The following is a 22,436-nucleotide window of genomic DNA, read 5'->3' as shown; positions in this document are numbered from 1 at the left end:
AAAAAAGGGGTGCGACAATGGATAAGGTTTTGCGCGTCGGCATTGCGGGGCTCGGTACGGTGGGAGCGAGCGTCGCGCGCCTGCTCGGCGCTCAGGCGAAGGATCTCGCCGCGCGCACCGGCCGCGCCATCAGGATCGCCGGCGTTTCCGCGCGCGATCCCGGCCGCGACCGCGGCGTCGATCTGTCCGGCGCGGCGTTTTTCGCCGATCCGGTCGCGCTGGCCCGCTCGGAAGACATTGACGTGTTCGTCGAACTGATCGGCGGCGAGGAGGGCGCGGCGCGCGCCAGCGTCACCGCCGCGCTGCAGGCCGGCAAATCGGTGGTGACCGCCAACAAGGCGCTGCTGGCCAAGCACGGGCTGGAGCTGGCGCAACTGGCGGAGCAGACCCATGCGGCGCTCGCCTTCGAGGCCTCGGTGGCCGGCGGCATACCCATCGTCAAAACCCTGCGCGAGGGACTGGCCGGCAACAGCGTCGCCCGCGTCTATGGCATTCTCAACGGCACCTGCAATTACATTCTCTCGCGCATGGAGCTGGAGGGGCTGTCCTTCGCCGAATGTCTCGCCGACGCGCAGAAACTGGGCTACGCCGAGGCCGACCCGACCTTCGACATCGGCGGCTTCGACACCGCGCACAAGCTGGCCATCCTGGCCTCGCTGGCGTTTGGCGTAAAACTCGACGCCGACAATATTTCGATCGAGGGCATTCAGGACATTTCGCTGGCCGACATCAAGGCGGCGGCGGAACTCGGCTTCCGGATCAAGCTGCTGGGCGTGGCGCAGCGCACCGAACATGGCGTCGAGCAGCGCGTGCATCCGACCATGGCGCCGCTGTCCTCGCCCATCGCTCAGGTGATGGGCGTGACCAATGCGGTGACGGTGGACGCCGACGCGGTGAACGAACTGACGCTGGTCGGCCCCGGCGCCGGCGGCATGGCCACGGCTTCGGCCGTGGTCGCCGACATCGCCGATATCGCGCGCGGCATTCGCTCCGCGCCGTTCGGCCTGCCGGTCGCGCATCTGGCGGCGGCGGAAAAGTCGCCGATGCAGCGCCACGAGGGCGGCTACTACATTCGTCTCTCCGCGCGCAACCACATTGGCGCGGCGGCGGCGATCGCCCAGCGCATGGCCGAGCGCGACATTTCGCTGGAAAGCATCGTGCAGCGCCGCCCCGGGTCCGACGACAGCGTGGTTCCCGTGGTGCTGGTGACCTACGCGACCACGGAGACCAGCGTGCGCGAGGCGCTGGCGGCCATTGTCGCCGACGGCCATATCGCCGAAAAGCCGCAGGTCATCCGCATCGAGCGCGACTGAGCGGGCAACTCAGTCTCAGCCGCCGACATAAACCCGTTTGTGGCGGCGGCCGAGATCGGTGAGGATTTCATAGCCGATGGTCCCGGACCAGCGGCCGAGATCGTCGATGCAAATGGCGTCGCCGAGAATTTCGACGCGGTCGCCGCGTTGCAGCGGCGCGGCCTCGGTGATGTCGATGATGCTCAGATCCATCGAAATGCGCCCGACCACCGGGCAGAACGCGCCGCCGGCGAACACTTCGGCGCCGATCTCGCCGCAGGAGGCCGAGCGCAGGAAGCCGTCGGCGTAGCCGAGCCCGATCGTCGCCAGCCGCCGCCGCGACGGCGCGGTCCAGCGGGCGTTGTAGCCGGCGGCCTCGCCGGCGCGGATGTCGCGCACCTGCAGGATGAAGGCTTCGAGCGAAACCACCCGCCGCATCGGATTGTCGCTGCCGGGCGTCGGATTGCCGCCGTAGAGCGCATAGCCGGGCCGGGTGAGGTCGAAGAACGGCGCCTCCGCCAGATACATGCCGGAGGAATTGCTGAGACTCGCGGGCATCGCCGGAAAGAGGGCGCAGGCCTGTTCGAACCGCTCGATCTGCGCGCGGTTGCGCGGCGCCGAGGCGTCCTCCGCCGAAACGAAATGGCTCATGATCAGCTTGGGTGCGAAGGCGTCGAGCAGGTTCAGCGCCGCCGGAAAATCCGCCTTGGCGAGGCCGAGCCGGTTCATGCCGGTGTCGATGTGCAGCGCTGCGCCGAATTTGTGGCCTTCGGCGCGGCAGAACGCCGCCCATTCCTCGATTTCCGGCAGCGAACCGAGCACCGGATAGAGATCCTTGCGGGCGAACAGCGCCGCCGAGCCCGGCGGCAGGCCGTTGAGCGCGAAAATCCGCGCGTTCGGCGTGATCGCCCTTAACGACTCCGCTTCGGACAGGTGGGCGACGAAGAAATGGCCGCAGCCGGTCGCCAGCAGTTTTTTCGCCACCGGCGCCAGTCCCAGGCCATAGGCGTCGGCCTTGACCACGGCGGCGCAGGCGGCGTCGCCGGCGCGGCGCTTCAGCACGCGCCAGTTTTGCGCCAGCGCGCTGAGATCGACGGTGAGGACCGCCCGGCTCTTGTCCCGTCCATCGGCCCGGTCTTCGGCGGGGAGGGCAAGTTCGGGCATTTCGATCAACCTCACATATGCGCCGGCAGATGGTCGTCCGTCGCCAGATCGCTGAACCGCGTATACTCGCCTTCGAACGCGAGTTCCACCGTTCCGGTCGGTCCATGGCGCTGTTTGCCAATGATGACTTCCGCTTTGCCGTGCGCGCGCTCCATTTCCGCCATCCAGGTCTGGAATTCCGGGGTGCCTTCGCGCGGCTGCTTGTTCTTCAGGTAATATTCCTCGCGATAGACGAAGATGACCACGTCGGCGTCCTGCTCGATCGAGCCGGATTCGCGCAGGTCGGACAATTGCGGCCGCTTGTCGTCGCGCGCCTCCACCTGACGCGACAATTGCGACAGGGCGATGATCGGCACGTTCAATTCCTTGGCCAGCGCCTTCATGCCCGTGGTGATCTCGGTCAGCTCCTGCACGCGGTTGTCGGAACGGTTTTTCGAGCCGGACAGCAGTTGCAGGTAGTCCACCACCAGCAGATCGAGGCCGCGCTGGCGTTTCAGGCGGCGGGCGCGGGCGGTGAGCTGGGCGATGGAAATGCCGCCGGTATGGTCGATGTAGAAAGGAATCGACTGCATGTCGCGGGCGGCGCCGGAAATGCGGTGGAATTCGCCCTCGGTGATGTCGCCGCGCCGGATCTTGTAGCCCGGCACCTGCGCCTGCTCGGCGATGATACGCGTAGCCAATTGCTCCGACGACATTTCCAGCGAGAAGAAGCCGCAGACGCCGCCGTTGACCGTTTCGACGCGGCCGTCGTCATGGGTTTCGCCCCGATACGCCTTGGCGACGTTGAAGGCGATGTTGGTGGCGAGCGCGGTCTTGCCCATGCCGGGGCGTCCCGCCACGATGATCAGGTCGGAGGGCTGCAACCCGCCCATCATGCGGTCGAGGTCGCGCATCCCGGTGGAGACGCCGGACAGCCCGCCCTCGCGCTCCCACGCCTTGGCCGCCATGTCCACGGCGGCGGTGAGGGCCTCGGAGAATTTGTGGAAGCCGCCCTCGTAGCGGCCGGTTTCGGCGATGGCGTAGAGCTTGCGCTCGGCTTCCTCGATCTGCGCGCGCGGCGCCGTGTCCACATCGGCTTCATAGGCGGTGTTGACCACCTCCTCGCCGATGCGAATCAGCTCGCGGCGCACGGCGAGGTCGTGGATGGCGTGGCCGTAATCCACGGCATTGATGATGGTGGTGGCTTCCGCCGCCAGCCGCGCCAGATATTGCGGCGCGGTCATGGCGCCGCCGAGGTCGAAATCGCCCAAAAACGTCTTGAGCGTCACCGGGGTCGCCAGCTTGCCGGCGCGAATCAGCTGTCCCGCGATTTCGTAAATGCGCCGGTGCAGCTCCTCGGAAAAATGTTCCGGCTTGAGGAAGTCGGACACGCGGTCGAAGGCGTCGTTGTTGACCAGAATGGCGCCGAGCAGCGCCTGCTCCGCCTCGATATTGGCCGGAGGGCTGCGGAAACTCGCGTCCGAGGCCGGAACGAGAGCGCGATCATAAACTTTTTCCAGCGCCGCCATCGGCAAAACCCCCATCTGGCCGGGCGGAGGGCCGCCCGGCGCGAATCGCGCAAGTCAGATTATCATGGTGTGGTCGCCGGATAGGACCGGCGGATTGCTGTTTTGCCATGGTCGCAGCCGAAAGGGAAAATGAATCGTTAAGCCCGAAACCACAGCCCCCGTGATTCACAGGCTCCCGATTTTCCGAGTCGAATCCGCTTGCAATATGGTGTCGAAAGAGTCCGTTCGCTATTGGTTCCGCACCTGCTGGCGCTGGACGCCCAAACCTTCGACCTCCACCGTAACTTGATCGCCCGGTTGCAGATAGACCGGCGGCTTCATCCCCATGCCGACCCCGGCCGGCGTGCCGGTGAGAATCACGTCGCCGGGCATCAGCCGCAGGAAGGCGCTGACATGGGCGACGATCCGGGCGACCGAGAAGATCATGTCGGAGGTATGGCCGTCCTGGCGAATCTCGCCGTTGACCGCCAGCTTCACCGCGAGATTTTGCGGATCGGGAACTTCGTCCTTCGTCACCAGCCAGGGGCCGAGCGGGCCGAAGCCCGGCGCGCTCTTGCCCTTGACCCATTGGCCGCCGCGCCGGATCTGATGGTCGCGCTCCGACACGTCGTTCGCCGTGAGATAGCCGGCGACATGCTCCAGCGCCTGCGCCTCCTCGACCTGATAGGCGGCGGTTCCGATCACCACGCCCAGTTCGACCTCCCAGTCCACGGTTTGCGCGCCGCGCGGGATGACGATGTCGTCGTCCGGCCCCGACAGGCAGGAGGTGGCCTTGGTGAACAGAATCGGCTCGTCGGGAATCGCCATGCCGGCTTCGCGGGCGTGGTTGCGATAGTTGAGGCCGATGGCGTGGATTTGGCCGATTCCGGCAAGGGGCGGGCCGAGGCGCGGCGCGCCCTCGACCGTCGGCAGGTCGCGCGGATCGACCGCCGCGAGGGTTTCCAGGCCTTCGGGCGAAATCTGCGCCGGCCCGAGATCGGGAATCACGCCCGAGAGGTCGCGGATGTGGCCATCCGAATCGAGAAGGCCGGGCTTTTCCTGGCCGGTTGCTCCGTAACGCAGCAGTTTCATGAACGTCTCCCTTTTTGCCGACGATGCCGTAAGCAGGGCCGGATGAAAAGGGTTCCGCGCAATACGCCCAGGCGCCGGGACCAAGGCTCCGTCAGCGGCACCGCCGAAACGACTCAAAAAAACGGGGCGCCGAGCGCCCCGTTCTGATCGGATGAAACCCGAAGATCAAAGCTCGACGTCGGGGCCGGCTTCCGCCAGCGCCGCGCCGACTTCCAGGCCGAGGTCGGCCAGCGAGGTTTCCTCGCGCACAACGGCCTCTTCGCCCTTGGCCTGACGCTCGGCCTCGTCGGCCGAACGAGCCACGTTCACTTCAATCGTGATGTCGAGTTCCGGGTGCAGATGCACCGGCACCTTGTGCAGGCCGAGGGTCTTGATCGGCGTGTTCAGCTCGATCTGGTGACGCTCGACGGTGAAGCCGCCGGCGGTCGCCGCATCGGCGATGTCGCGCGGGGTCACCGAGCCATAGAGATGGCCGGCTTCGCCCGCCTGGCGCATGATCACAAACACCTGCCCGTTCAGCTTCTCGCCGACGGCGGCCGCTTCCGACTTGCGCTCGAGGTTGCGGGCCTCAAGCTGGGCGCGCTGGCCGTCGAAATGCGTCTTGTTGTTTTCCGTGGCGCGCAAAGCCTTGCCGCGCGGCAGCAGGAAATTGCGGGCGTAGCCGTCGCGCACGCGCACGATTTCGCCCATCTGGCCGAGCTTGGCCACGCGTTCAAGCAGGATCACTTCCATTTGACTCTCCGGTTTTCTTTTCAGGTTTGGCGCGCGCCTTGCGGGCGCGCAGGGACAGGGCGGACTCGGCGAGTCCGAACAGCACGAACAGCAGCAGCAGCGGCGGCGCGACGGTGACGCCGACCAGCGCCACCGCGTAAACCGTCGCCAGCCAGCCGCCGCGCGAGGAATGGCCGCGCGTCAGCGCGTGGGCGCAGGCCAGCCCCTGCATCGCCAGGGCGAGGCCCGAGGCGGAGGCGAAGGCGCCGGCGAACACGGCTGTGCGGGCGTTGACGAAACACAGCGCCAGCGCGCCGAGGAAAGCGAGGCCGAACCAGCGCGGCAGCGCGGTGGTTTCCGGCAGCGGCGGCCAGGGCTGGCCAAGCCGGCCGGAAATGTCCACGGCGCGGGCGGCGAGCCAGAGATTGAAGGTCAGCAGCAGCGTCTGCGAGGCGGCGACGGCGGCGGGAAAGCCGAGCACGGCGACCCTTTTGACCATGTCCAGGTCGATCTGCGGCGCGATTCGGGCGAATTTGGTCAGCGCCTTGTCGAGAGCGGGACCATATTCCTGCAACGCGGCGTCAAACGCCCTGTCGAAGCCGCCCGAGCTCCAGATCAGCCCGCCGGCGAGCGTCCAGGCGCTCAGCGTCGCCAACACCACCGCGCCGGCGAGCAGCGCGCCCGGCGACAGGCGGGCGGGGAGGAGGGTGGGTTCGGGCGATTTGCGGCGATAGGTCCAGCGCGCCAGCAGGCCGAGCAGGGCGCCGGGCAGGGCGAAGCCGAGGCAGAAGGAAAAGCCGAGCAGCGGTTCGCCGGCGAGACCGAGGAACAGGCCGCCCGCGGCGGCGCCCGCGGCGGCGGCGGCGACGGAAAAGCCCGCGGCGCCGATCAGCAGCGGCAGCACGCAGACATAGGCCAGCGCGATGGCGAGCCCGGTCCCCCGCGTCGAGGCGGCGAAGATCAGGGCGCTCGAAAGGCCGGCGCCAAAGCCGACCAGGCGGTCGGACCAGTCGATCGGGGGCTTGTTGTCGTTCATATCCTGCGCTGTCCCGGTTTTCGCCGGTTAGAGGCGGGTCGAAGATCGGCTTCGCCCGCCCCAGCTATCGGACGCCGGCTCGTCCGGCGCCCGAATGTCGTTTCGGTTAATCCGCGATCAAACGATCACGTAAGGCAGCAGGCCCAGGAAGCGGGCGCGCTTGATGGCCTGCGCCAGCTCGCGCTGCTTCTTCGCCGAGACGGCGGTGATGCGCGAGGGGACGATCTTGCCGCGCTCGGAAATGTAGCGCGACAGCAGGCGGGTGTCCTTGTAGTCGATCTTCGGCGCGTTCGGGCCGGAGAAGGGGCAGGTCTTGCGACGACGGAAGAAGGGGCGGCGGGCGCCGGCGGCGGTGGACATCAGAAAGCTCCTCCTTCAGCAGCGTCTTCACGGCGCGGACGCGGCGGGCGGCCGCCCGGAATGCGGGGGCCGCGATCGCCACGATCGCCACGATCGCCGCGGTCGTCTTCGTCACGCTTGCGCAGCATGGCCGACGGGCCGTCTTCCAGCGCTTCGACCTTGATGGTCAGATGGCGGAGAACGTCTTCGTTGATCGACCACTGACGCTCGGCTTCGGCCAGGGCGGCGGGGGGGGCGTCGACGTTGATCAGGGTGAAGTGCGCCTTGCGGTTCTTCTGGATCCGGTAGGCGAGGGACTTGACGCCCCAATATTCGACCTTGCCGACCGTGCCGCCGAGATTGGCGACGATGGTCTTGAACTGCTCGTTAAGGGCCTCGACCTGCTGGGCGGTGAGATCCTGGCGAGCAAGGTAGATGTGCTCGTAAAGAGCCATGTGGAATACCTTTCTCTTTTGCCTCATTCCTCGGCGCGGAGCCCTTCGAGCCTGGAGAAAGGCCCGACAGGTTCTTGTTCGAAGGCGGGAACACGGGAAGATGGTTCGCCCCAAAAGGCGAGACCTGCCGACAGGCCTTCCGTTCAGCCCCCGGCCGAAGGATGAAGCCGCGCTTATAGGGGAATCGGCGGCGATTGCAACCCTATTTGCGCCGGAACGGGCGCAGGGACGCCCCGCTTCAGGCGTGCGGCGGCCAGCGAGGGGGAAAAAAACGCCGAGGCGCGGCGCGAGAGCATCCGTAGTTTCACCTAGAAGGCAGGGCCAGACATTATCGCAGCGCGTCAGCAGGTTGCACAAGGCTTTGATTGAAGTTCCCCGAGGAGGCGTGAAATCTCCATGTAACGGCTAAGGGAAAACGCTGAGATGCAAAAGCAACAGGCCAGCAAATAGCGTTGAGCATCGCTTGCGAACCGCCGACTCCTAGGGTTAGCTCCAAGTATAGAATGCGCCAACACGTCGCGTTCTAATAAGCATCACGGAAAGGTTTTCCATGCGCAAGTTTCTTCTCTCGACGGTCGCCCTGGGCGCGATGGCGGGCTCCGCGCTCGCCGCCGACCTGCCCTCGACCAAGGCTGCGCCCGCGCCGGCCTACGTTCCGCCCGCGCCCGTCTTCACCTGGACCGGCCTCTATATCGGTGTGGAAGGCGGCGGCGATTTCCGTCGCACGCATTACAGCTACAGCAACACCGGCCTCGATCAGGACGCCGGCCTCGTCGGCGGCTTGATCGGCTATAACTGGCAGACCAGCAGCTTCGGCATCAGCAATCTGGTGATCGGTCTCGAAGGCGACGCCGCCGCCGTTCTCGGCGGAAACCGCGCCTACACTTATAACGGCACGCAGGTTTACAGCACCCGCTACAAGTCCAACTACGCCGCCGCCATCCGCGGCCGCCTCGGCCTCTCGGCTTGGGATCGCGCCTTGCTGTATGTCGCGGGCGGCGTGGCCTTCGGCGACAACGAAGTGCGTTATTACGGCCAGAGCTTCGCCGATTCGCCGAACTACACCACCTCGCGCACCGGCTGGACGATCGGCGCCGGCCTCGACTATGCGTTCACGCCGACCTGGATCGGCCGCATCGAATATCGCTATGTCGATCTCGGCCGCGGCGGCTACTACAACTACGGCACGTTCGTGAACGACCGGATCGAGGTGACCTCGCATCAGGTCCTCGGCGCCTTGATCTACAAGTGGGGCCAGCCGTTCGACTCCGCGCCGGTCGTCGCCAAGTACTGAGTTCTCTCGCCCCTGCCCGCGCCCCGACGCGGGCAGGGGCCATCCGCCGTCGTGAGGAGGTCGGGAGTTCCTGGCCGATCGGGCGGGCGCGGCCGGCCCCCCGATCCGGCGGCGCGAGACCTCCGGCGCTCCCGGCCCTGGATGCCCGCCGGGCCGCCGGCAAAAACGCGAAACGCAGAACTCGACCCGGCCCTCACGCCGGGTTTTTCTTCACGCGGTCCGCTGGCGCTCCGGGGCCAGCGGCGTCCTTGTTTCCGCCAGTTCCTTCAGCAGCAGAACGCCGATCTCCTCGGCGGGGGCCGGCGCGCTGAAATAATAGCCCTGGGCGCCGTCCACGCCCAAGGCGCTGAGGGCTTGCAGCTGCTCGGCGCTTTCCACGCCCTCCGCGACCACGGTCATGTTGAGGTCGGCGCCGATGGCGTTGACGGCGCGGATGATGCTGGCCGCCTTGGAGCCGCCCACCGTCTTCATGTCGCGCACAAAACTCTGGTCGACCTTCACCTTGTTGAAGGTGAAGTCGTTGAGATAGCTGAGCGAGGAATAGCCGGTGCCGAAATCGTCGAGCGCGATCTGGGCGCCCAGGGCGGTGAGGCGGTTCAGCTTGGCCATCACCTCGGCATGGTTGCCGATCAGGATGGTTTCGGTGATTTCCAGCTCCAGCCGCTCGGCGGGCAGGCCGCTTTCGGCCAGCGCCCTGCGGACCGTGGCTTCGAGGTCGCCGCGTTCGAACTGCAAGGCCGAGAGATTCACGGCGACGCGCACATGCGCCGGCCAGTTGGTCGCGTCGCGGCAGGCGCGGTTCAGCACGAAGGCGCCGATCTCGACGATAGACCCGGTCTCCTCGGCGATGGGAATGAATTCCGACGGCGAGACCGCGCCGAATTTCGGGTGGCGCCAGCGCAGCAGCGCCTCGACCGCCGTCACGCGGCGGGTGCGGATATCGACGATGGGTTGATATGCCAGCGTGAGCTGGCCGTGGCCCAGGGCGTCGCGCAGCGCGGCGCCGAGCTGGCGGCGGCGGCGCACGGCGAGCGCCATATCCTCGACGAAGAACTTGACGGCGCCGCGCCCGGAGCCTTTGGCGTCGTAAAGGGCCATGTCGGCGGCCTGGAGCAGGGTGGCGGCCTTGCGGTCGGGCGCGTTCTCGGGGAACAGCGCGGCGCCGAGGCTGGCGCCGATGCGCACGCTCTTGCCTTCCAGCTCGTAGGGCGCGCTAACGGCGCGCACCAGACCGGCGCAAATCTGACCGATGGCGCTGCGCTGGGCGGCGTCGAGCAGCACCATGAATTCGTCGCCGCCAAAGCGGGCGACCAGGCCGAGCCGGTCGACCACCGCCCGCATCCGCGCCGCCGCCTCGGCCAGCAGGAGATCGCCGACATGATGCCCATAGGCGTCGTTGACCTCCTTGAAACGGTCGAGATCCACCGCCAGCAGGCTGAAGCCGTCGGCGCCGGCCGCCGTGATCGCCGCGGCGAGCCGTTCGGCGAAATGGGCGCGATTGGGCAGCCCGGTGACGGGATCGAACCGCGCCATGCGCTGAATGTTCTGTTCGGTCTCGTATTCGGCGGTCACGTCGGCGACGGTGATCACCGATCCTTGCGGCATCGGCTGGCGCGAGAACGCCAGAATGCGGCCGTCGGCGAGGCGGGCCTGCCGCTCGGCGCCGTCTTCGCCGGCGAAAAACGCCGCCATCGCCTCGGGGCTTTCGTCGGCGTTCAGCATCGGCCCGATGGATTCGGCGATCACGTCCGCCACCCGCCGCTCGCCGGCGGGGGCCGTAAGGCTGAACATCGTGGCGAAAATCTGGTTGACGACCCGCACCCGGCCGTCGCGGTCGAGCATCACCAGCCCGCGCGCCATATTATTCAGCGCCGTGTCGAATCTGTTGGCGAGATCCTCGGCGGCCCGCTGCGCCAGCAGCATGGTGAGCATGGTCTGATGCAGGGCGCGCGTCGAATCGCGCTGGTGGCGGAACACGGCCAGGCTCAGCAGGATGGCGAAATAGGAAGTCTCGCCGCCGGTCGCCAGCATGGCGGCGCAGAAGCTCGCGTTGATCAGCGTGGTCTGCAACGCCACGGCGCGCGGCGAACCGCAGGCGCGGCCCGGCGCGCTGATGAGGAAAACCAGCACGCCCGCCAGCGTGATGAGCCGGAACGGCTCCCCGCCCGGCAGGACCAGCACGCACCATTGCACCAGCGCCAGGGCCAGGGCGAACAGGCCGTTGGCGACGATATAGCGCCGTTCCTTGACTTCCACCGCCTCCGCCGTCCTGAGCCGCGCGCCGTCGCCGCCGACCTCGCCGCGGCAGGACATTTCGATCGCGATGCGCAGAAAACTCGCCATCATCAGCAACGCGCCGCTGGCCTTGATGGCGGGGTCGCCGGCGCGAACGATCATGAAGGCGGCGAACAGCGCATAGGCGAACACATTGGCTGCGTTGCGCGCTGCGCCCTGGAACAGCGACACGATCAGCGCCCGGTAAACCGGCAGGTCGAGATCCCGGTCGGGGGTGGAGCGGCTGGAGAATTTGAACATGTCGATCATGCCGCTGGACGGTTCCACGCGTTGGGGGCGTCCAGACTTCTGACATGAAGCGGGAAGGGCCGGGAGAAGCTCCATCGCGGCGCCGGGTCCTCATGACCGGGCGCCATCCATTCCCACAATTTGTGGGTCATGCGTGAAGATTGCGTATACGGCGCAGCTTATGTGGCCGAACGCCGCGGCGCTCGCGCCTTGACAGGCGCAGGCGCGGGCGCCAAATGCCCGCGTTCCGTTAGAGGCGTCCAGGAGAGTCGTCGATGTCCGTCGCATTCGTCTTCCCCGGCCAGGGTTCCCAGGCCATAGGCATGGGCAAGGCCCTGTCCGAGACCTTCGCCGCCTCGCGCGCGGTGTTCGAGGAGGTGGACGAAGCGCTGGGCGAGAAGCTGTCCGCCCTGATGTTCGAGGGCGAGGCCGCGCAATTGCAGCTCACCGCCAACGCCCAGCCGGCGCTGATGGCGGTGTCGCTGGCGGCGCTGCGGGCGCTGCAAAGCGAGAAGGGCGTCGATCTCGCCCGCGACGCCCGCTATGTCGCCGGCCATTCGCTGGGCGAATATTCCGCGCTCGCCGCCGCCGGCGCCCTGAACGTGGCGGACGCCGCGCGCCTGCTGCGCCTGCGTGGCTCGGCCATGCAGAAGGCGGTTCCGGTGGGCGAGGGCGCCATGGCGGCCCTGCTCGGCTCCGAGCCGGAGCTGGCGGAAAAGATTTCAGAGGAGGCCAAGGCCGCGACCGGCGCCTTGTGCCAGGTGGCCAATGACAATGGCGGCGGCCAGATCGTGGTGTCCGGCGCCAAACAGGCGGTCGAGGCGGCCATCGAGATCGCCAAGGCGCATGGGATCAAGCGCGCCATGCTGCTGCCGGTGTCGGCGCCGTTCCATTGCGCGCTGATGCAGCCGGCGGCCGAAGCCATGCAGGCGGCGCTGGCCGAAACCAAAATCGCCAGGCCGGTGGTCGAGGTGGTGGCCAATGTGACGGCGGCGCCGGTGTCCGACCCGGACGAGATTCGCAAATTGCTGGTGGCCCAGGTCTGTGGCGCGGTGCGCTGGCGCGAGTGCATGGGTTTTATGCACAAGGCGGGCGTGGATCTTTTCGTGGAAGTCGGCGCCGGCAAGGTGCTGGCCGGCCTGGTCAAGCGCACGGCCGAGGGCGCGCGCGCGCTAAATGTCAGCGCGCCGTCTGAGGTTGAGAATTTCAGCCTGACATAGGCTTGGGGAGAGTTTTTCATGTTTGATCTGAACAATCGCGTCGCGCTGGTCACCGGGGCTTCCGGCGGTCTCGGCGCGTCGATCGCCCGCGCGCTGCACCGGCAGGGCGCCAAGGTCGTTCTGTCCGGCACCCGCCGCGAGGCGCTCGACAAGCTGGCGGCGGAGCTGGGCGACCGCGTGTTTGTGGCTCCCTGCAACCTGTCCGAGGCCGAGGCGGTCGAGAAGCTGATTCCCGAGGCCGAGGCGGCCGCCGGCGCGCCGCTCGACATTCTCGTCAACAACGCCGGCGTGACCCGCGACGGCCTGTTCATGCGCATGAAGGACGAGGACTGGTCCACCGTCCTCACCGTCAACCTCGAATCGGCCTTCCGCCTGTGCCGCGCCGCGGTCAAGGGCATGATGAAGCGCCGGCATGGCCGCATCATCAACATCACTTCGGTGGTGGGCGTCACCGGCAATCCCGGCCAGGCGAACTATTGCGCCTCCAAGGCGGGCCTGATCGGCATGAGCAAGGCGCTGGCCGCCGAGATCGCCGCGCGCGGCATCACGGTCAACTGCGTGGCCCCCGGCTTCATCGCCAGCCCGATGACCGATGTGCTCAACGACAAGCAGAAAGAGTCCATTTTGGGCGCGATTCCCGCCGGTTCGATGGGCAAGGGCGACGACATTGCGGCGGCCTGCGTCTATCTGGCTAGCGACGAGGCCGGTTACGTGACCGGCCAGACCTTGCATGTCAACGGCGGAATGGCCATGATTTGAAAGAGTTACGCTGCGGCGAAAGCTGCGGCGTCAATCGGGTGAAGGGGCCTCGCAATCCTAGCGGAAGTATGTTAGCAAGCCTGCGTTTGTGCGTTCCAGCGTGAAACCGCGTTCAGCCGCCAAAACTGCTCGGCCGCCTGGAATTCGCGTCCAAGAACCCGTCCGTCCCCGCGCCCGGCGAAGCCTGGCGCGACCCAAGCCTAGAGTACAACAGGGAAGCTAAAAATGAGCGATGTCGCCGAGCGCGTGAAAAAGATTGTCATCGAACACCTCGGCGTGGACGCCGACAAGGTGGTCGACAGCGCCAATTTCATCGACGATCTGGGCGCCGATTCGCTCGACACCGTCGAACTGGTCATGGCCTTCGAGGAAGAATTCGGCGTGGAAATCCCCGACGAATCGGCCGAGGGCATCGTGACCGTCGGCGATGCGGTGAAGTTCCTGGAAAAGGCCACGGCCAAGGCCTGATCGGGTTGACGCCTCGCTAGGTTACACCTCGCGCGCGACGGCCGAACCGCTCGCGCGCGAATGGCGTTTGACGCCGCTTTCGCCTGCGCTCGCCGCAGCGGCACAGAAATTTCCGAGGGAGCAATGCGCAGGGTCGTCGTTACGGGATTGGGCATGGTTTCGCCGCTGGCCTGCGGCGTGGAGCAAAGCTGGAAGCGCCTTCTTGCTGGCGAAAGCGGCGCCGGCCGCATCGAGGGTTTCGAGATTTCGGACCTCGCGTGCCAGGTCGGCATGCAGGTGCCGCGTCCGGGCCGGGAAAAGGCCAATTCGGACGCGTTCAACGCCGACGAATGGATGGAGCCCAAGGAACAGCGCAAGGTCGACGATTTCATCATTTTCGGGGTCGCCGCCGCCCGCCAGGCCCTCAAGGACGCCGACTGGGCGCCCAAGACCTATCAGGATCAGATCGAAACCGGCGTCCTCATCGGCTCCGGCATCGGCGGCCTGGGCGGCATCAACGAGACCTCGCTGCTGTTGCAGGAAAAGGGGCCGCGCCGCGTGTCGCCCTTCTTCGTGCCGGGGCGCCTGATCAATCTGATCGGCGGCCATGTCTCGATCGAACATGGGCTGAAAGGCCCGAATCACGCGGTGGTCACCGCCTGCTCGACCGGCAGCCACGCCATTGGCGACGCGTCCCGCCTGATCATGCTCGGCGACGCCGAGGTGATGGTGGCCGGCGGCGCCGAATCGGCGCTCAACCGGATCGGCATCGCCGGGTTCTGCGCCTGCAAGGCGCTGGCCACGTCCTTCAACGACAGGCCCACGGCGGCCTCGCGCCCCTATGACCGCGACCGCGACGGTTTCGTGATGGGCGAGGGCGCCGGCTGCGTCGTGCTCGAAGAACTTGAACACGCCAAGCGGCGCGGCGCGAGAATTTACGCCGAAGTGACCGGCTACGGCATGTCGGGCGACGCCTATCACATCACCGCCCCGTCGGAGGACGGCGACGGCGCCTACCGCTGCATGCAGGCCGCCCTCAAGCGCGCCGGCATCACCGCCGCCGACCTCGACTATGTCAACGCGCACGGCACCTCGACCATGGCCGACGGCATCGAATTGCGCGCCGTCGAGCGCGTGGTCGGCGAAGCCGCGTCGAAAATCACCATGTCCTCGACCAAGAGTTCGGTCGGCCACCTGCTCGGCGCGGCCGGCGCGGTGGAGGCGATTTTCTCCATCCTGGCGATTCGCGACCAGGTGGCGCCGGCGACGCTCAATCTCGACAATCCCGCTTTCGAGACCGCGATCGACCTGGCGCCGCACACGCCGCGCAAGCGCAAAATCGACGTGGCGCTGTCGAATTCCTTCGGATTCGGCGGGACCAACGCCTCGCTGGTGCTGAGACGATACGAGGCATGAGGCGCCCTCGTTTTCGCCACATTAACCAACGACTGTGCTATTCTGCCGGCTCAAGCCGGTAGAGCGTAGGTTCGGAATGAGCGAAAACGGTACTCCCCTGAGCGATGACGGGCCGGGCGAAAGCGCCCCGCCGGTTGCGCCCCGCTCGCGCGAAGCCGCCGCGCGGCTCCAGGCCCAGAGCCCGAGCCAAAATCCGGGGCCGGACAGCCCGCCGCCGCCGCCCCGCAAGAAGAAGCGTCCGGGGATTCTCGCGGCGGTGTCCGGCGTCATGACCTTCCTGCTGGTGGTCGCGGTGATCGCCGGCATTGGCGTGGTGATGGCCAGTCGCGGCGCCCGCGCGCCCGGCCCGCTGACGGCGGATCGGGTGGTGGTGATTCCGCCCGGCTCCGACGCCGACGAAATCTCGCAAATTCTGGTCGATCAGGGCGTGATCGACAGCCGCTTGTCCTTCGCGGTCGTACTGTCGATCGAGGGGCTGCGCGGCAAGCTGAAGGCCGGCGAATATCTGTTCAAACAGGGCGGTTCGCTGCAGGAGGCCATTGACGAGATCGTCCAGGGCCGTGCCATCCTGCACCAGTTGACCATTCCCGAGGGTCTCACCAGCCAACAGATCGTCGAGAAGCTGCGCTCGGACGAGGCGCTGAACGGCGACGTGCGCGAAATTCCGCGCGAGGGCGCGCTGCTGCCCGAAACGTATAAATTCCAGCGCGGCGACACCCGCGACAAATTGCTGCAGAAGATGGCGCGCGACCAGCGGGCTTTGGTCGACGAGATCTGGAAGCGGCGCAGTTCCGACCTGCCGCTGACCTCGCCCACCGAAATGGTGACGCTGGCCTCGATCGTCGAGAAGGAGACGGGACGCGCCGACGAACGGCCGCGCGTCGCCTCGGTGTTCCTCAATCGGCTGCGCAAGCACATGCGGCTGCAATCCGATCCGACCGTGGTTTATGGCCTGGTCGGCGGGCAGGGCGCGCTCGGCCACAATCTGACGCGCGACGATCTGGAATCGCGCACGCGCTACAACACTTATGTCATCGACGGCCTGCCGCCCGGCCCGATCGCCAATCCCGGCCGCGCCGCGCTGGAGGCGGTGGCCAACCCCTCGCGGACGGCGGATCTTTATTTCGTAGCGGACGGGACCGGCGGCCATGTGTTCGCCGAGACGCTGGACGCGCATAACAAGAACGTGCAGCGCTGGCGCGGGCTCGACCCCAAGGTCAAGCGCGACGAGCGCGGCGAATTGCTCCATCGGCCCTATGGCGCGCTGCCGGCGATCTTCGCCGATTCGCGCGACGTCAGGCCCAGTTTGCGGCGCGACGCCGGCGCGCTGTCGCGTCTCGCGCCGGGCCTGCCCGATGCGCCCCCGGCGCCGCAGCGCATTGGCGACCTCGGCCTGTCGCGCGGCGTGGCGCCGCGCATCGAAGATGGCGGCGACGCCTTGGCCGATGCGCAAATGGGCGGCGTGACCCGGGCGGAAAACCTGCTCGACGGTCCCGCCGACGATCCCGCGCAGTCCGCCGCGCCGAAACGCGCCTCCGCCGCCGCCGTGCTGGACGGCCCCGCCGAACCGGTGGACGCGTCGTCCATGGCCTATTCGCCGGCGCCGCAGCCCGGCGCGATGGCGCCCAACGGCAAGCCGCGCATTTTCGACGCCTCCGCCGGCACCGCGCTCGATCCGCTGCTCGACAAGAGCTGGGACCTCAACAGCCCCAAAACGGTGGACGCGACCTCGCCCTTTGGCAAGAACGGGAAATGAATTTTCAAGGATAACAGAGCCTGAGCGGGATTGGGCGGCGCGGCGGGTTTATTTCGCCGCCGACCTGGATTATGGCAGGCGCATCGCCCTCGAATCCCGGACGCTCCATGACCCTCGCCAGCATGACCGGCTTCGCCCGCCAATCCGGCCACGCCGCGCCGTTTCGTTGGACCTGGGAAATCAAGACCGTCAATTCCAAGGGTTTGGACCTGCGGCTGCGGCTGCCGCCCGGCTTCGACGCGCTCGACCTGCCGGCGCGCGGGCTGATCGCCAAGACGGTCGTGCGCGGCGCCTGCCAGGCCAACCTCTCGGTCACGCGCGAGGCCGCCGCCGTCGCGCCGCGCATCAACCGCGAATTGCTGGGCCAGTTGCTGGAACTCGTCGCCGCCGTTCCGCTCGCCAAAAACGTCGGGCCGGCGACGCTCGACGGGTTGTTGGCGCTGCGCGGCGTGATCGAAACCGGCGAGGGCGACGAGGACGAGGCGGCTCTTGTCGAGTCGCAGGCGGCGATGCTGCGCGGCCTCGAAGCGGCGCTGGTCGATCTCGCGGCGATGCGCGCCGCCGAGGGCGCGGCGTTGCGCGATGTGTTCGGCGCCCGGCTCGACGCCATCGAGCGGCTGACGCGCGCCGCCGACGATTGCCCGGCGCGCAAGCCCGAGGCCGTGAAGGAACGGCTGCGCGCCGCGCTGGCGCAATTGAGCGAACTCGGCCGCTTCGACGAGGCGCGGCTGCACCAGGAGGCGATCCTGCTGGCGGCCAAGGCCGACATTCGCGAAGAGCTGGACCGGCTGTATTCCCATGTCGCGGCGGCGCGCAAGCTGCTGGCCGGCGGCGGGGCCGTCGGTCGGCGCCTGGACTTTCTCGCCCAGGAATTCGGGCGGGAAACCAACACGCTCTGCGCCAAGTCGAACGACTCCGCACTCACCGCCATCGGTCTTGATCTGAAAGTCGAGGTCGAGCAATTGCGCGAGCAGGCGCAGAATATCGAGTGATGACCATGGAAAACGCCCGTCGCGGATTGATGCTGATCCTGTCTTCGCCGTCGGGAGCCGGCAAGACCACCTTGACCCGGATGCTGTTGCAGCGGCCGGAACTCGACCTGAAGCTGTCGATCTCCGTCACCACGCGCAAGCGCCGCAGCAGCGAGGCCGACGGCATCCATTATCATTTCATCGACGCGGACGAGTTCCGCCGCCTGCGCGATTCCGACGACCTGCTCGAACATGCCGAGGTCCACGGCAATTTCTACGGCACGCCGCGCAAATGGGTGGAGGAGCGGCTGTCGCAGGGCCGCGACGTGCTGTTCGACATCGACTATCAGGGCGCGCGCCAGGTGCGCGAGAAGGCGCCGCGCGACGTCGTGACCATCTTCATCCTGCCGCCCTCGATGCGCGAATTGCGGGCGCGGCTGGAGCGCCGCGCCGAGGACAGCGCCGAAACCATCGAAAAGCGCCTCGACGCCGCCCGCCACGAAATCAGCCGCTGGACCGATTACGATTACGTGCTGGTCAACGACGATATTCAGCAGACATTCGACGATCTCGCCGCCATCGTGCGCGCCGAGCGGCTGCGCCGTCCGCGCATCGCCGCCGGCATGGGCGATTTCGTGGCGGCGCTGCTGGCGGAGCCGGCGTGACCGTCGCGTTGGCCGCCGCCGGCTTCCCGGAGGACGCCCTCACCGCCGCCGCGCCGGCGCCGATCCGCACGCTGGCCCTGTTCGACCGGCTGTCGCGGAAATATCTGGCCTGGAAGGCCGGCGGCGACTCCGATGAATTCGACGGCGCCGTGCGCGCGCCCGACAAGGTCTCGCCGGAGCTGGCCAATTGGTACAGTTCCTACAAGCTGCATCTGTCGCCGAGCGACATCGCCAGCATCCGCCGCCGCTTCGAGGAGGCCATGCTGCGGCCGGGCGACGGCGATTTCCAGGTGATGTCCTATATCGCCGACCTGACGATCCACCGCATGTTCCGCCACATGCGCGCGGGCGGGCCGCGCATCGTCTCCATCGGCGAAAGCTGCCTGCCGCGCACGCTGTCGACCAAATGGGGGTTCAAGCCGTCGCGCCTGATGGGCGAGCCGACCATGCCGTTCGACCTCGCCGTACACGCCGGCCGGGCCGTGCTCAAACATCTGCAGGGCGATTTCGCGGCCTATCTCGACATGGCGGGCGTCGCCTATCGCGAGGACCTGCGCTACCCCGTCAATGAAGCCGACGGCGTGTTCTGGAACCATGAAGTGGGTCCTGAATGGGCGCAGGACGGCTTTCGCAAATTCACCGAACGCTACCGTCGCCGCGTCGCCGCCTTCCGCGAGGCGACCCAAGCCGAAAGCTGTCTGTTCTTCTTCTACTCGGAAAACGCCCACCGGCCCGATCTGGTCGCGGCGCTGGCCGAGGCCATTTCCGCCTTGCGCGGCGGCCGGCCCGCCACGCTGTTCGCCGTCAATGGCGCGCATCCCGCGTTCGACGAGAGCGAGCAGGTCGTCGCCGGCGTGACGACGCGCGTCCTGCTGACGCCGCGCCCCTATCCGGAGTTCATCTGGTTCCAGCCGGCGCATTTCAGCTCCGCCGCCGGGCATATCTGGGAGCGCCTGCTGGTCGGGCGGCTGACCGAACTGGTCGACGCCGCCTGAACCGGCTCAGCGGCCGGCCAAGACCCGCGCCAGCGCCACAAATCCTTCGACCGGGACTTCCTCGGCGCGGCGGGTCGGCTCGATGCCCGCCGCCTCCAGCAGCGCGAGCGGATCGACGCCCAGGCCTTTGAGCGCCTGCCGCAGCATTTTGCGCCGCTGGCCGAAGGCGGCGGCGGTGACGCGCTCCAGCGCCGCCGCGTCGCAGTCGAGCGGTTTTTCACGCGGGCGCAGTTCGACCACCGACGACGTCACCTTGGGCGGCGGCGTGAAGGCGGCGGGCGGCACGTCGAACAGGATTTTGGTCTCGCAGCGCCAGTTGGCGAGCACGCCCAGCCGTCCGTAATCGGCGCGGCGCTGCGGCCCGGCGACGATCCGCTCGGCCACTTCGCGCTGGAACATCAGCACCATGCGGTCGTAGAACGGCGGCCAGGTCTTTTGCGTCAGCCAGCCGACCAGCAATTGCGTGCCGATATTATAGGGCAGGTTGGCGCAAATTCTGATCGGGCCGGTCGCGCCGCGCGCCGCCAGAAACGCCGGATAATCCAGCGCCATCGCGTCGCCGGGAATGAGGTCGAGCCGGCCCGGAAAAGCGGCGGAGACGTCCGCCAGCGCGGCGAGGCAGCGGTCGTCGCGCTCCACCGCGATCACCTTTTTCGCGCCATGAGTCAGCAGGGCGCGGGTGAGGCCGCCGGGACCGGGGCCGATTTCGATGACCGTCGCCGCGTCGAGCGGGCCGGCGGCGCGGGCGATGCGGCCGGTGAGATTGAGGTCGAACAGAAAATTCTGGCCGAGCGACTTTTTCGCCGCCAGCTCATATTTCGCGACGACTTCGCGCAGAGGCGGCAGATCGGTCATGCGCCGGCTCGCGCGCGGGCCATGCGGTCAGCCAACAGGATCGCCTCGGCCAGACTCGAGGTGCGCGCGCGAAGCGTTCCGGCGAGGGAAAAAGCCGTGCCGTGATCGGGCGAGGTGCGGATGAACGGCAGGCCGAGCGTGACATTGACGCCGGTGTCGAACGCCAGGGTTTTCGCCGGGATCAGCACCTGATCGTGATACATGCCGATCGCCGCGTCATAGCCCGCGCGCGCCTCGGCGTGGAACATCGTGTCGGCCGGCAGCGGGCCGCGCGCGTCAACGCCTTCGGCGGCCAGACGCGCGACCGCAGGGGCGACGATGTCGATGTCCTCGCGGCCCATCGCCCCATTCTCGCCGGCATGGGGGTTGAGGCCGCAAAACGCCAGGCGCGGCGCGGCGACGCCGAAATCGTGCGCCAGCGCCGCCGCGACGATGCGGCCGATTTCGACCAGATCGTCTTCGCGCAGCACGGCGGCGACGGCGCTGAGGGGAATGTGGATGGTGGCGGGAACCACCGCCAGCTCGCGCGACCAGATCATCATCACCGGGCGGACGGGCCGGCCGAACTTGGCCGCCGCCAGCTCGCCCAGAAATTCGGTGTGGCCGGGATGCTCGAAGCCGGCGGCGTAGAGCACGGATTTGGCGATCGGATTGGTCACCATGGCGCGGGCGCGGCCCTGCGCCAGATAATCGACGGCGCGCTCGATCGACTCGACGGTCGCCGGCGCGTCGGCGGGGTCGGGCGCGCCCGGGGCGCCGCGCGCGCGATGGCGCAGCGGAACCACCGGCAGGGCGTGCGGGAACAGCCCGCGCGCCTGCTCCGGCTCACATTCGGCGATGGCCACGTTGAGCCTGAGCTGGGCGGCGCGGCGGCGCAGCAGGTCGGGGTCGGCCAGCAGGAAGAATGGAGGCAGACCGGCAAGCCCGGCGTGCAGCGCCAAGGCGAGATCGGGGCCGATTCCCGAAGGATCGCCCTGCGTCAGGCAGAGGGGCGCGGCGGCGGTCACTTCTTGACGATCACCGCCGTGGCGCGCAGCTCCTTGTAGAGGTTTTCGGCGTCGGCGGCGATCTTGCGGGCGAGAATGCGCTGCGAGGCCTGCTCGCGCGCGGCGTCGCCCTTGGCCTTGGTCTTTTCGCACAGGGCCAGCGCCACCAGACCGGCGGAATCGCGGCTCGGGGCGGTGAGATGGCCGACCGGCGTCTTGTTGAGCAGATCCGCCAGCTGGTCGCCGAGCGCGGACGTCGTGCGGGTGACCGGCTCGCGCACCACCACATTGGGCGAGGCGCTGGCCATTTTCACGCCCGAGGCGCAATCGGTGAAGCGGGTTTTGAGGTCGGCCATTTCCTTGGCGGCCTGCTGCAGCCCGGCCACGCCGCCCGACGGCGGAACCGTCACCACCACCTGGCGGATGGTGTAGCTCAATTCGCCCGCCAGTTTGGGGTCGCGCGCCAGTTCGGCGTCGATGTCCTTCTCGCTCACCTCGACGGCGCGGTTGCGCGCGCGGGCGTAAATCGTGAAGGCCTGGTGAATTTGCAGGAAATTCTCGACGTGCTTGCTGTCGGCGCCGGAGTGGGCGAGGCGCTGCTGGATCGCCTGCGCCGAGGTGTGGGCGCGCTCGCCGAAATAATAATAGGTCGGGCCGAGTTCGTCGCTCTTGACCCGGATGCCGAATTTATTGATCTCGTCGGCCTCGACGCGCGACTTGATCAGGCTCTCCATGGCGTCCGAGCCGGAAGACGGCAGGCCGAGCGCCCGCAACACCTTCTCGCGGTTGGCGAGGTCCTGGGTGGTGACGGGATCGCCATTGATCGTCGCCACAATGGATTGCGCCTGGGCGGCGCCGACGCCGCAACAGGCCATGGAGAGGGCGAGCATCGCCCCGCCGATCAGTTTTGAACGCGCCATTGTCTTCCCATCAGGATTTTTCCGCCCTTTCTCTCAGGAGCGGGCGGAAAAAT

Annotated in this window: 21 protein-coding genes; 10 read left to right on the top strand and 11 right to left on the bottom strand. The window is 67.6% G+C overall.

Annotated features, from left to right (window positions below; genetic code table 11):
- The first annotated feature begins 17 nt into the window (after positions 1 to 17).
- Positions 18 to 1,313, top strand: a complete 1,296-nt coding sequence (locus tag CFB24_RS10660; RefSeq protein WP_088520595.1) for a homoserine dehydrogenase — start codon at positions 18 to 20, stop codon at positions 1,311 to 1,313.
- A gap of 15 nt (positions 1,314 to 1,328) precedes the next feature.
- Here the strand turns inward: CFB24_RS10660 and alr are convergent, their stop codons facing one another.
- The 7 genes from alr to rpsF form a co-directional block, all read right to left on the bottom strand.
- Positions 1,329 to 2,456 (bottom strand): alanine racemase, encoded by a 1,128-nt coding sequence (alr, locus tag CFB24_RS10655; RefSeq protein ID WP_088520780.1) that lies wholly within the window; start codon positions 2,454 to 2,456, stop codon positions 1,329 to 1,331.
- 11 nt (positions 2,457 to 2,467) lie between these two features.
- Entirely contained in the window at positions 2,468 to 3,964 is a 1,497-nt protein-coding gene (locus CFB24_RS10650; protein WP_088520594.1) for a replicative DNA helicase, read from the bottom strand.
- Positions 3,965 to 4,192: 228 nt separating this feature from the next.
- Positions 4,193 to 5,035 (bottom strand): fumarylacetoacetate hydrolase family protein, encoded by an 843-nt coding sequence (locus CFB24_RS10645; protein ID WP_088520593.1) that lies wholly within the window; start codon positions 5,033 to 5,035, stop codon positions 4,193 to 4,195.
- Positions 5,036 to 5,200: 165 nt separating this feature from the next.
- Positions 5,201 to 5,767 (bottom strand): 50S ribosomal protein L9, encoded by a 567-nt coding sequence (gene rplI, locus CFB24_RS10640; RefSeq protein WP_088520592.1) that lies wholly within the window; start codon positions 5,765 to 5,767, stop codon positions 5,201 to 5,203.
- On the bottom strand, positions 5,748 to 6,782 hold the full coding sequence (locus CFB24_RS10635; protein WP_088520591.1) for a DUF2232 domain-containing protein: 1,035 nt from the start codon (positions 6,780 to 6,782) through the stop codon (positions 5,748 to 5,750). The genes rplI and CFB24_RS10635 overlap by 20 nt, the downstream gene beginning before the upstream one ends.
- A gap of 117 nt (positions 6,783 to 6,899) precedes the next feature.
- On the bottom strand, positions 6,900 to 7,142 hold the full coding sequence (gene rpsR, locus CFB24_RS10630; RefSeq protein WP_088520590.1) for a 30S ribosomal protein S18: 243 nt from the start codon (positions 7,140 to 7,142) through the stop codon (positions 6,900 to 6,902).
- Positions 7,142 to 7,576, bottom strand: coding sequence for a 30S ribosomal protein S6 (gene rpsF, locus CFB24_RS10625; protein ID WP_088520589.1), 435 nt, complete (start codon positions 7,574 to 7,576; stop codon positions 7,142 to 7,144). The genes rpsR and rpsF overlap by 1 nt, the downstream gene beginning before the upstream one ends.
- A 550-nt stretch (positions 7,577 to 8,126) precedes the next feature.
- Here rpsF and CFB24_RS10620 point away from each other — a divergent pair.
- A complete protein-coding gene (locus CFB24_RS10620) occupies positions 8,127 to 8,870 on the top strand; it encodes an outer membrane protein (protein WP_088520588.1) in 744 nt (247 codons plus the stop codon).
- 210 nt (positions 8,871 to 9,080) lie between these two features.
- Here CFB24_RS10620 and CFB24_RS10615 read toward each other — a convergent pair whose 3' ends face one another.
- A complete protein-coding gene (locus CFB24_RS10615; protein WP_158255165.1) occupies positions 9,081 to 11,414 on the bottom strand; it encodes a putative bifunctional diguanylate cyclase/phosphodiesterase in 2,334 nt (777 codons plus the stop codon).
- 254 nt (positions 11,415 to 11,668) lie between these two features.
- On the opposite strand from CFB24_RS10615, the gene fabD reads away from it, so the two are divergent.
- The 8 genes from fabD (at position 11,669) to CFB24_RS10575 (ending at position 19,622) form a co-directional block, all read left to right on the top strand.
- Complete coding sequence (gene fabD / locus CFB24_RS10610) at positions 11,669 to 12,613, top strand: ACP S-malonyltransferase (protein WP_088520586.1); 945 nt, start codon at positions 11,669 to 11,671, stop codon at positions 12,611 to 12,613.
- Positions 12,614 to 12,631: 18 nt separating this feature from the next.
- Positions 12,632 to 13,372 carry a 3-oxoacyl-[acyl-carrier-protein] reductase gene (fabG, locus tag CFB24_RS10605; protein WP_088520585.1) on the top strand — a complete coding sequence of 247 codons (741 nt, stop codon included), beginning with the start codon at positions 12,632 to 12,634 and terminating at the stop codon, positions 13,370 to 13,372.
- Between the two features lie 225 nt (positions 13,373 to 13,597).
- Positions 13,598 to 13,840: an acyl carrier protein gene (locus CFB24_RS10600; protein WP_088520584.1), complete on the top strand. Its 243-nt coding sequence runs from the start codon at positions 13,598 to 13,600 to the stop codon at positions 13,838 to 13,840.
- A 123-nt stretch (positions 13,841 to 13,963) separates the two neighbouring features.
- On the top strand, positions 13,964 to 15,235 hold the full coding sequence (fabF, locus tag CFB24_RS10595) for a beta-ketoacyl-ACP synthase II (RefSeq protein ID WP_088520583.1): 1,272 nt from the start codon (positions 13,964 to 13,966) through the stop codon (positions 15,233 to 15,235).
- 76 nt (positions 15,236 to 15,311) lie between these two features.
- Positions 15,312 to 16,991: an endolytic transglycosylase MltG gene (gene mltG, locus CFB24_RS10590; RefSeq protein ID WP_088520582.1), complete on the top strand. Its 1,680-nt coding sequence runs from the start codon at positions 15,312 to 15,314 to the stop codon at positions 16,989 to 16,991.
- A 107-nt stretch (positions 16,992 to 17,098) separates the two neighbouring features.
- Positions 17,099 to 17,983 carry a YicC/YloC family endoribonuclease gene (locus CFB24_RS10585; RefSeq protein ID WP_088520581.1) on the top strand — a complete coding sequence of 295 codons (885 nt, stop codon included), beginning with the start codon at positions 17,099 to 17,101 and terminating at the stop codon, positions 17,981 to 17,983.
- On the top strand, positions 17,983 to 18,627 hold the full coding sequence (gene gmk / locus CFB24_RS10580; RefSeq protein ID WP_244593134.1) for a guanylate kinase: 645 nt from the start codon (positions 17,983 to 17,985) through the stop codon (positions 18,625 to 18,627). The genes CFB24_RS10585 and gmk overlap by 1 nt, the downstream gene beginning before the upstream one ends.
- On the top strand, positions 18,624 to 19,622 hold the full coding sequence (locus tag CFB24_RS10575; protein WP_088520580.1) for a hypothetical protein: 999 nt from the start codon (positions 18,624 to 18,626) through the stop codon (positions 19,620 to 19,622). Before gmk ends, CFB24_RS10575 begins: the two co-directional genes overlap by 4 nt.
- A gap of 6 nt (positions 19,623 to 19,628) precedes the next feature.
- On the opposite strand, the gene rsmA is transcribed toward CFB24_RS10575, so the two are convergent.
- From rsmA to CFB24_RS10560, 3 genes are read right to left on the bottom strand one after another with little or no spacing between them, the layout of a single operon-like run.
- Positions 19,629 to 20,477, bottom strand: coding sequence for a 16S rRNA (adenine(1518)-N(6)/adenine(1519)-N(6))-dimethyltransferase RsmA (gene rsmA, locus CFB24_RS10570; RefSeq protein WP_088520579.1), 849 nt, complete (start codon positions 20,475 to 20,477; stop codon positions 19,629 to 19,631).
- Entirely contained in the window at positions 20,474 to 21,484 is a 1,011-nt protein-coding gene (gene pdxA / locus CFB24_RS10565) for a 4-hydroxythreonine-4-phosphate dehydrogenase PdxA (RefSeq protein WP_088520578.1), read from the bottom strand. The genes rsmA and pdxA overlap by 4 nt, the downstream gene beginning before the upstream one ends.
- Positions 21,481 to 22,383, bottom strand: coding sequence for a SurA N-terminal domain-containing protein (locus CFB24_RS10560; protein WP_088520577.1), 903 nt, complete (start codon positions 22,381 to 22,383; stop codon positions 21,481 to 21,483). The genes pdxA and CFB24_RS10560 overlap by 4 nt, the downstream gene beginning before the upstream one ends.
- Between the last annotated feature and the right edge of the window lie 53 nt (positions 22,384 to 22,436).

The sequence above is a fragment of the Rhodoblastus acidophilus genome, from assembly GCF_900187365.1.
GTDB lineage: Bacteria > Pseudomonadota > Alphaproteobacteria > Rhizobiales > Beijerinckiaceae > Rhodoblastus > Rhodoblastus acidophilus.
The sequence above is the reverse complement of the archived record's forward strand: the minus strand, read 5'-3'. Positions and strand labels throughout refer to the sequence as shown.

Coding starts and splice junctions, on each gene's coding strand:
- CFB24_RS10585 (WP_088520581.1), top strand. CDS start 17,099: ATGACCCTCGCCAGCATGACCGGCTTCGCCCGCCAATCCGGCCACGCC.
- CFB24_RS10560 (WP_088520577.1), bottom strand. CDS start 22,383: ATGGCGCGTTCAAAACTGATCGGCGGGGCGATGCTCGCCCTCTCCATG.
- alr (WP_088520780.1), bottom strand. CDS start 2,456: ATGCCCGAACTTGCCCTCCCCGCCGAAGACCGGGCCGATGGACGGGAC.
- CFB24_RS10620 (WP_088520588.1), top strand. CDS start 8,127: ATGCGCAAGTTTCTTCTCTCGACGGTCGCCCTGGGCGCGATGGCGGGC.
- rpsR (WP_088520590.1), bottom strand. CDS start 7,142: ATGTCCACCGCCGCCGGCGCCCGCCGCCCCTTCTTCCGTCGTCGCAAG.
- fabG (WP_088520585.1), top strand. CDS start 12,632: ATGTTTGATCTGAACAATCGCGTCGCGCTGGTCACCGGGGCTTCCGGC.
- CFB24_RS10650 (WP_088520594.1), bottom strand. CDS start 3,964: ATGGCGGCGCTGGAAAAAGTTTATGATCGCGCTCTCGTTCCGGCCTCG.
- CFB24_RS10600 (WP_088520584.1), top strand. CDS start 13,598: ATGAGCGATGTCGCCGAGCGCGTGAAAAAGATTGTCATCGAACACCTC.
- CFB24_RS10660 (WP_088520595.1), top strand. CDS start 18: ATGGATAAGGTTTTGCGCGTCGGCATTGCGGGGCTCGGTACGGTGGGA.
- rpsF (WP_088520589.1), bottom strand. CDS start 7,576: ATGGCTCTTTACGAGCACATCTACCTTGCTCGCCAGGATCTCACCGCC.
- CFB24_RS10615 (WP_158255165.1), bottom strand. CDS start 11,414: ATGATCGACATGTTCAAATTCTCCAGCCGCTCCACCCCCGACCGGGAT.
- CFB24_RS10635 (WP_088520591.1), bottom strand. CDS start 6,782: ATGAACGACAACAAGCCCCCGATCGACTGGTCCGACCGCCTGGTCGGC.
- CFB24_RS10645 (WP_088520593.1), bottom strand. CDS start 5,035: ATGAAACTGCTGCGTTACGGAGCAACCGGCCAGGAAAAGCCCGGCCTT.
- mltG (WP_088520582.1), top strand. CDS start 15,312: ATGAGCGAAAACGGTACTCCCCTGAGCGATGACGGGCCGGGCGAAAGC.
- fabD (WP_088520586.1), top strand. CDS start 11,669: ATGTCCGTCGCATTCGTCTTCCCCGGCCAGGGTTCCCAGGCCATAGGC.
- gmk (WP_244593134.1), top strand. CDS start 17,983: ATGACCATGGAAAACGCCCGTCGCGGATTGATGCTGATCCTGTCTTCG.
- rplI (WP_088520592.1), bottom strand. CDS start 5,767: ATGGAAGTGATCCTGCTTGAACGCGTGGCCAAGCTCGGCCAGATGGGC.
- fabF (WP_088520583.1), top strand. CDS start 13,964: ATGCGCAGGGTCGTCGTTACGGGATTGGGCATGGTTTCGCCGCTGGCC.
- rsmA (WP_088520579.1), bottom strand. CDS start 20,477: ATGACCGATCTGCCGCCTCTGCGCGAAGTCGTCGCGAAATATGAGCTG.